This window comes from Occallatibacter sp. (assembly GCF_049510455.1).
GTDB lineage: Bacteria > Acidobacteriota > Terriglobia > Terriglobales > Acidobacteriaceae > Telmatobacter.
Window position 1 is genome coordinate 1 of the sequence record NZ_JBEKYX010000152.1, and the last position, 7,429, is coordinate 7,429.

8 protein-coding genes are annotated in these 7,429 nt (G+C 58.7%); 6 read left to right on the forward strand and 2 right to left on the reverse strand.

Annotation, left to right across the window (positions count from 1 at the left end; all coding sequences use genetic code 11):
• Nucleotides 1–41: 41 nt before the first annotated feature.
• Together ABSG47_RS19720 and ABSG47_RS19725 are read right to left on the reverse strand one after the other, a co-directional pair.
• The gene (locus tag ABSG47_RS19720) at nt 42–350 is read right to left on the reverse strand and encodes a hypothetical protein (RefSeq protein ID WP_424171890.1); all 309 of its coding nucleotides are present in this window, start codon (nt 348–350) and stop codon (nt 42–44) included.
• A complete protein-coding gene (locus ABSG47_RS19725; protein ID WP_424171893.1) occupies nt 325–876 on the reverse strand; it encodes a cytochrome c3 family protein in 552 nt (183 codons plus the stop codon). Before ABSG47_RS19725 ends, ABSG47_RS19720 begins: the two co-directional genes overlap by 26 nt.
• A 430-nt stretch (nt 877–1,306) precedes the next feature.
• Between ABSG47_RS19725 and ABSG47_RS19730 the strand changes: the two genes are divergently transcribed.
• The 6 genes from ABSG47_RS19730 to ABSG47_RS19755 all read left to right on the forward strand — a co-directional run bounded on the left by ABSG47_RS19730 (nt 1,307) and on the right by ABSG47_RS19755 (nt 7,261).
• Entirely contained in the window at nt 1,307–2,524 is a 1,218-nt protein-coding gene (locus tag ABSG47_RS19730; RefSeq protein ID WP_424171895.1) for a carboxylesterase family protein, read from the forward strand.
• A gap of 66 nt (nt 2,525–2,590) precedes the next feature.
• Nucleotides 2,591–3,103, forward strand: coding sequence for a zinc ribbon domain-containing protein (locus tag ABSG47_RS19735; RefSeq protein WP_424171898.1), 513 nt, complete (start codon nt 2,591–2,593; stop codon nt 3,101–3,103).
• 108 nt (nt 3,104–3,211) lie between these two features.
• Nucleotides 3,212–4,207: a porphobilinogen synthase gene (gene hemB, locus ABSG47_RS19740; RefSeq protein ID WP_424171901.1), complete on the forward strand. Its 996-nt coding sequence runs from the start codon at nt 3,212–3,214 to the stop codon at nt 4,205–4,207.
• Between the two features lie 62 nt (nt 4,208–4,269).
• Nucleotides 4,270–5,577 (forward strand): NCS2 family permease, encoded by a 1,308-nt coding sequence (locus ABSG47_RS19745; RefSeq protein ID WP_424171904.1) that lies wholly within the window; start codon nt 4,270–4,272, stop codon nt 5,575–5,577.
• 171 nt (nt 5,578–5,748) lie between these two features.
• Complete coding sequence (locus tag ABSG47_RS19750; protein ID WP_424171907.1) at nt 5,749–6,489, forward strand: DUF4397 domain-containing protein; 741 nt, start codon at nt 5,749–5,751, stop codon at nt 6,487–6,489.
• 1 nt (nt 6,490) lies between these two features.
• Entirely contained in the window at nt 6,491–7,261 is a 771-nt protein-coding gene (locus tag ABSG47_RS19755) for a glutaminyl-peptide cyclotransferase (RefSeq protein WP_424171910.1), read from the forward strand.
• Nucleotides 7,262–7,429: the final 168 nt, after the last annotated feature.

The window sequence follows — 7,429 nt, forward strand, 5'->3', positions numbered from 1 at the left end:
GTTGCTTTCCGGTGTAATCCCAAAGCTGCTCGTCAGTTTGCTCATCGGTGGCAAACCTCGCAGCTGGTGAGATCGTGCGGAGTGCGAATCTTGTACTGCTTCACCAGGAAGTGGCCAAGCGCATCCTGGCTGTCGAATTTCTGATAGTCCAATACGGCGGGAATCATCGCGACCGGCGCATCTGTCGCCATACCCTTATCGGCAGCGGTCTGCATCAGAGCCATCTGCGGGCCGGAGTCCTTCGGATCCTTCGTCACGCAATCCACAGACTGTGCGGTGGGCGCATCATTCTTCCCGTCCTTGACTGCGCACCAGACCGGATGGTCAGAAGACGGCTTTTCCCAGGCCATGTTGTAGATCTGGCTCGTTGGGCGGATGTTCTTGGCCGGATTGCGATGGCAGTCGAGGCACCACTCCATCTGGAGGGTATTCTGCGCATACATCAGCGGCATCTGGTCGACGCGGCCATGACAGGTGGCGAATTTCATGATTGAAGTAGGCGAAGTCAGGCAGATCATGCACGCGGATCCAATTAATGGACCTGTCCGTTGCCCAGCTCTGGCGAACCGGCTCAAGCAACTGCGCGTTGGTCCAGATCTGCGCATGACAGTTCATGCAGGTCTTGGTGGGCGGAATGCCGGCGTAGCTGGACTTCTCGACTGTCGTGTGACAGTACTGGCACTGAAGGCCGAGGCCCTGCACGTGGTGCTTATGGCTGAACGGCACGGGCTGTTCCGCGCGCTGCCCCTGCCGCGTGACCCAGGGTGAACGCTGCAGTTGATCGAGCGTAACTCCCAGGGCGATCACGATCAACCCCGTCAACACAAGGCTCATGCGAGCGAGTGCATTGGAGTTGCGGTCAAATATCTGCGCCATGAATGCTTTCCCTTGGTCTTACCTGAGCTTGTTATGTGGCGGAGAACGCTCGTTGAAACGCGCGAACACACACCCTATGTGCTTGCCTTCAAACTGTGTCGCTTCTATAAGGAGGGGTCAAAGTCCAGCTGACGTAGGTAACCCCGAAAAATTACTATAGCAGCCGTCCCCTGTCCGGGTTGCCCATCATCCCTGTTTTCGGCAAAAAAATTGATCCCGTATCTCATGATGTAATCCGCAGAAAGAACTAGGGTTCCAAATTGGTTTTGTGAGCCGGCACTTCGTTCCTTGCAATATGCGCTTCTGTCTCAGGAATTGGGATATTTTAGAGGGCTCGGGCGGCGAATTGCTGCCGGAGCTGCATCCATGCGTGAACGGCCGTAATTTATAGCGCTGAAATTTGACAGATGCTCTTATGATGGAATCACACATGCGCCATCGCGTGCGACTCCTGACAGCCTGCCTGATATTGGCGAGCGGATTTCTATCCGCTGGCGCGAGCGGGTTTGCGCCTACCGGAGTTGGGAGCAAGCCGAAGCCGGTGCCGCCGCAGGAGACGGGTTTTCTGAACAGGCGCATCGAATTTCATGGCGCCACCTATCATTTTCAAATTTATCTGCCGGAGGAGTTTCGGCGGGACGACAAGAAGCCCTGGCCGATGATTCTGTTTCTGCATGGACGCGGCGAGCGCGGCGCGGAGGGAATGTGGCAGACGCAGATCGGGCTGCCGATGGCGCTGCGCGACCACCCGGAGCGCTGGCCGTTTGTGATTGTGCTGCCGCAGTGTCCCTACCCGAACTTCTGGACCGATCCGGATATGCTGACGCTGGCGATGGCTGAACTGGATCGGGAGCAGGAGGAATTTCGTACGGATGCGGATCGAACCTATCTAACCGGGCTGTCGATGGGCGGCTACGGAGCGTGGGAACTGGCAAAACTGTACCCCAAGCGATGGGCGGCGATTGCGATTGCTTCGGGAGGCATCTTTTGGAGCTACGCGCCGGAACGCTGGCTGGAGGCCGCGACGCTGCCGAATGATTATGTGCGCGCGGTGGGCCACACGCCCGTTTGGCTCTTTCATGGCAGCGATGACCCGGTGGTGCCTCCGAAAGAGAGCGAGATGATGTACGCGGCGATCAAGGCCGATGGCGGAAATGTGCGGCTGTGGGTGTACCAGGGGCTGCAGCATGATTCCTGGTCACGGGCTTTTAACGAACCGGAACTGCCGCACTGGCTGCTGACGCACCGGCTGAACCCGCCCGACCCGAACCAGGCAAACCAGACTGCTCAGCCATTTGCCGAGCGGGTGGTGATTCCGATGCATCCGGTTGCGGTGAGGCTGACAATCGCGGCTCTCGATTTGATTGCGGGCGACTATCACGACGCCGCGGGACATCCGGCTGCGACGATTTTTCGGCAAGGAGATCAACTGTTCGAGAGAGACCCGCACGGCCAGGTAACGGCGCTTGAGGCCGAATCGCCCGCATCTTTCTTCTATCCGCTGGGCGGCTATTGGACACGGCTGCTTGTGGAGCGCGATACGACAGGGCACGTGACGGGGCTGATCTTCCGCGACGACCGGCATGAGGAACGCTGGGAACGGAAACGCGTAACGGTGGCGAAAAAGGACGTTTCGTTCAAGCAGTAGCCCAGTTGCCGGAACCGCAGGCCGATTTTTTGCGTATTTCATAATTGCGCAGAGGAGGCGGGTGCAATGTATTGCAGTGGATGCGGTGTTGGACTGGCTCCCGGACAGACGTTTTGCCCACAGTGCGGGCGGCCGGTGGTGATGGTGGCAGCGACGGCTGGGATTCCCGGCTATGAGTTGCAGCTTCACAACTATTCCGGCCAGGTTCGCGCGCTGAGCATTGTGTGGTTTATCTATGCCGCGCTTGGGCTGGCGCTGGGAACGATGGGACTGGCCTTTGCCAATGCGGCGATTTCTCACCATTGGAACTGGTGGATGCATGGCAATGACTGGCCGCTGGGGCATAACTGGTTTCCGCTGGTGTGGCTGCGCTTTGCATGGGTGATTCTGCTCTTCCGCGCCGCTCTTGCATTTGCGGCAGGATGGGGCTTGAGGGAGCATGCGCCGTGGGGCCGCATAGTGGCGATTATTGCGGCTGTCATCAACCTCATACACTTCCCGTTCGGCACGGCAGTTGCCATCTGGACGATGGTGATGCTGCTGGGATACCGGAATTCGACGCTGTATGAGCAGCTGTAAGGACGAGTGACAAAGGACGAATGACGAGCCAGAACCGGAATTTCTGAAATCAGCCGTGCTTCTTCGTCCCTCGTCCTTCGTCATTCGTCCCTGCCTTACAATCAAGGCATGAGTTTTCCCGCAAATCGCATGCGCCGGCTGCGCCGCACGGAGAGCCTGCGGGCGCTGGTGCGCGAGATGGCGCTCGATCCCGGCGATCTGATCTATCCTCTCTTTCTTTGTCCCGGTGAGGGCGTGCGGAAGGCTGTCGGCTCGATGCCGGGTGTCTTCAATCTCTCTGTAGATGAAGCGATGAAGGAAGCCGAAGAGGCTGCCGCGCTGGGCGTAGGCGGGCTGCTGCTCTTCGGCCTGCCGGAATCCAAGGACGAGCAGGGCACAGGCGCGTGGGATGCGAACGGAATTGTCCAAACGGGACTGCGGGCGCTGAAAAGCTCCGGCGCGGCAAAGAAGCTGGTGCTGATCGCCGATGTCTGCCTGTGCGAATACACCAGCCACGGGCATTGCGGGCTGATTCATGAGACTGGCGCGGGCTGGGAAGTGGACAACGATCCCTCCGTGCAACTGCTTGCGAAGACCGCGGCCAGCCTGGCTGAAGCGGGCGCGGACATTGTGGCTCCAAGCGACATGATGGATGGGCGTGTGTCGGCGATCCGCGCGGCGCTGGATGCGAGCGGGCAGACACAGACTCCGATTCTGAGCTATGCGTCGAAGTTTGCTTCGGCGTTTTACGGGCCATTCCGCGAGGCGGCGGATTCGGCTCCGCAGTTCGGCGACCGCCGAAGCTACCAGATGGATGGAGCCAACGTGCGCGAGGCGATGCGCGAGATTGAGCTGGACCTGGCGGAAGGCGCGGACATGATTTTGATGAAGCCCGCTATGCCGTATCTCGACGTGGTGCGCGCGGCGCGCGAGCGCTTCGACGTGCCGATAGGCGCTTACCAGGTCTCCGGCGAATACTCCATGCTGCATGCGGCATTTGAGAAGGGCTGGCTGGAGCGCGACCGCACGATGCTGGAGTCGTTGCTCGGCATCAAGCGCGCCGGGGCGGACTTTATCGTGACGTACTTTGCCAAGGACGCGGCAAAACTTCTTTCACCAAACTGAGAAATCCTTACGAAAAAACTATTGGGCTGACATGCACAGGTATGGTCTTCTTAGGGGAATCCATGCTGCAATCCTTTGCGCGCTATTTTGAATTTGAAAAACTTGGCACCAACTGGCGGACGGAGATTCTGGCCGGAGTAACGACCTTCGTTACGATGGCCTACATTGTCCTGGTGAATCCGGCAATCCTTGCCGATGCCGGGGTTCCGCTACCCGCAGTTACTGCGGCGACGTGCCTTTCGGCGGCCTTCGGATCGATTCTGATGGGTGTTGTAGCCCGTTATCCGCTTGCGCTGGCGCCGGGCATGGGATTGAATGCGTACTTTGCCTACACGGTGTGCATCAAGATGCACGTGCCGTGGCAGACGGCGCTGGGCGCGGTGTTCATTTCAGGCGTGGTGTTTCTGCTGCTCACCGGTGTGGGCATCCGGCAGATGATTCTGCGGGCCATTCCGCATGAGTTGTATGCCGCGGTGGCCGGCGGGATCGGGCTGTTCATTGCGTTCATTGGCTTTCAGCGGGCGGGACTGGTGGTGCGCGACCCGGCGACGCTGGTGGGGTTGGGAAATATCCGCAGCCCGACGGCGTATCTCTCACTGCTCGGACTGGTGGTGATGACGGCTCTGGAAGTAAAGAAGGTGCGCGGATCGATCCTGATTGGCGTGCTGACGATTACCGGCCTGGCATGGGCCATGGGCACTGTACACTGGACACCAACGCCAGGCGGCATGGCGGCTTTGACCCAGACGGCGTTCAAGCTGGATATTCGCGGGGCGCTGAACAAAGGGCTGTTGGAGATCATCTTCGTCTTCTTCTTTGTGGATCTCTTTGACAACCTGGGCACGCTGGTGGCTGTGACCAAGCGCGCCGGACTGCTTGCGCCGGATCACACGATTCCGCGGCTGAACCGGATTCTCTTTGCCGATGCAACGGCGACGGTTGTGGGCTCGTTGACAGGCACCTCGACTGTGACGAGCTATGTGGAATCGACGGCGGGCGTGGCGGCAGGCGGCAGAAGCGGCGTCACGGCGATTGTGACCGGGCTTCTGTTTCTGGGCGCGATCGGATTTGCGCCCTTCATCGGGATTGTTCCGACGGCGGCAACAGCACCGGCGCTGATCCTGGTCGGCTCACTGATGGCAGCCACGATTACGGAGATTCCATGGGCTGATCCTCTGGTGGCGGTTCCGGCCTTCCTGACACTGGTGACGATTCCGCTGACCTATTCGATTGCCAACGGACTGGGCTTCGGCATCATTGCCTGGGCGTTGCTGCATCTGCTGACGGGCAGAATTCGCCGGCAGGACTGGCTGCTGTACATTCTGGCGGCACTGTTCCTGGCGCGGTTTATCTATATGGGGAACGGCTGAGAGCCAGAAGCTGTCTCATCCATACTTCTGTGCCGTAAATGCCTCCAGTGCGAACCGCTCTGAAGGGTTGCTGCGCGATGTGCACGCGCACATCGCGCGGCACAAAAGAGATACCGGAAAAGCCCGGCATCCAGTTACTATGAGCAGAAGGCCGAACCCAGGAAGGCGACAATGGAGTTGGAAAACCAGGCTGGCGGCAGATTTGGCGCTGCAAAACTCGCAATGGCCGCAATTTGCGCACTGTTAGCGGCCTTTGGCCTTGCGGGATGCCAGACTGTACAGGGATTTACAGCAACGGCACTGGTGCGAGTGATTGACGCCTCCTATATTGCTCCTCCGGCAAATGTGTATGTAGAGAATCAACTCTTCGCGGGCAACATTGCGCAGGGATATATTTCGAACTATGGCACAGTGACGCCTTCCGCAGCCACAGTCGTAAAGGTATCGCCGGTTACGGGAACAACTCCGACAGCCTCTGCCGCGGCTACGCTGAATGCGGGCACGCAGCATACGGTCTTTATTACGGATAACGGGCAATCTTCCACGCAGTACGTGCTGACGGTGCTTGAAGACCAGGACACGGCAGCGGCGATCGGGCATTCGGCATTCCGCTTCCTGAACCAGGCGCCGCGCACCGGAGGTGTAGACATATACATGGTGCCGAGCGGAAGCACCATTGCGGATGCAGTGCCGCTTGTGACAAACCTGGCTGTTGGCGCATCCACGGCGTACATCAGCTTCAGCTCGCAGACGGTGACAATGGTGATCACGCCTACCGGCACGATAACTCCGAGTTACACCTCCGCAGCACTGGCTTTGACTGGCGGCGAAGTGCGTACGGTGGTGATTGTGGATAGCCAGTTGACGACGAACCCGCCGGTGCAGGCCCTTATCGCCGACGACGTGAACTAGGATGCGGTCTTCCTGCCATCGCTTTGCACTGATTTTTCTGTGCGCGCTTGCCTGCGCGGTTGCGGGAGCGCAGGGCTACAAAATCATCCATACCTATCCTCACGATCCGCACGCCTTTACGCAGGGACTGCTCTTTTTAGACGGACACCTGTATGAGAGCACTGGGGAGTACGGGGAATCGTCCCTGCGGATGGTGGATCTGGAGACCGGGCGCATTCTGCAGGAGCAGCCGGTGGCGAAGGAGTATTTTGCCGAGGGACTGGCGGCGTGGAATAGTACGCTGGTGCAGCTGACCTGGACGAGCCATGTTGCTTTCGTTTACGACAGATTCAGCTTCCGGCAATTGCGAACGATGAGTTATCCGTGGGAGGGCTGGGGCTTAACAAATGATGGCAAGGAGCTGATTCTGAGCGACGGCACCCCGGAGCTGCACTTCCTAGATCCCGCCACATTCCATGAGCTGCGGCACGTGACGGTGAAAGATCACGGTAAGCCGATCACATATCTGAATGAATTGGAAATGATGCATGGCGAGATTTATGCCAATGTCTGGCATTCAGACAAGATTGCCCGGATTTCTCCGCGGACAGGAGCAGTGCTGGGCTGGATCGATCTGACCGGCCTGCTGCCTGCCAATCTGCGATCCTCGCCAGAAGCAGTGCTGAACGGAATTGCCTACGATGCGGCCCACGACCGGCTGTTTGTGACGGGGAAGCTCTGGCCGCGGTTATATGAGATTCGCCTGATTAAAGCATCTCTCCCGAAGGTATAAAGTTTGGACGCCCCAGCCTGGCCGCGTATTTGTTTTTGCGGCCAGACTGGGATCGCTCCACAGCAAGAGGAGAACTGCTCTTTTCCCTCGTCCCTAGTCCTTCGTCATTACCAAAGTCCACCACCCTTTCGTAACCCCACCTCCTCCAGAAACTTTGCATGCAATTAA

Excerpts from the sequence above, each read along its gene's own strand:
- ABSG47_RS19755 (WP_424171910.1), top strand. The coding sequence starts at position 6,491 with ATGCGGTCTTCCTGCCATCGCTTTGCACTGATTTTTCTGTGCGCGCTT.
- ABSG47_RS19720 (WP_424171890.1), bottom strand. The coding sequence starts at position 350 with ATGGCCTGGGAAAAGCCGTCTTCTGACCATCCGGTCTGGTGCGCAGTC.
- ABSG47_RS19730 (WP_424171895.1), top strand. The coding sequence starts at position 1,307 with ATGCGCCATCGCGTGCGACTCCTGACAGCCTGCCTGATATTGGCGAGC.
- ABSG47_RS19750 (WP_424171907.1), top strand. The coding sequence starts at position 5,749 with ATGGAGTTGGAAAACCAGGCTGGCGGCAGATTTGGCGCTGCAAAACTC.
- ABSG47_RS19745 (WP_424171904.1), top strand. The coding sequence starts at position 4,270 with ATGCTGCAATCCTTTGCGCGCTATTTTGAATTTGAAAAACTTGGCACC.
- ABSG47_RS19725 (WP_424171893.1), bottom strand. The coding sequence starts at position 876 with ATGGCGCAGATATTTGACCGCAACTCCAATGCACTCGCTCGCATGAGC.
- hemB (WP_424171901.1), top strand. The coding sequence starts at position 3,212 with ATGAGTTTTCCCGCAAATCGCATGCGCCGGCTGCGCCGCACGGAGAGC.
- ABSG47_RS19735 (WP_424171898.1), top strand. The coding sequence starts at position 2,591 with ATGTATTGCAGTGGATGCGGTGTTGGACTGGCTCCCGGACAGACGTTT.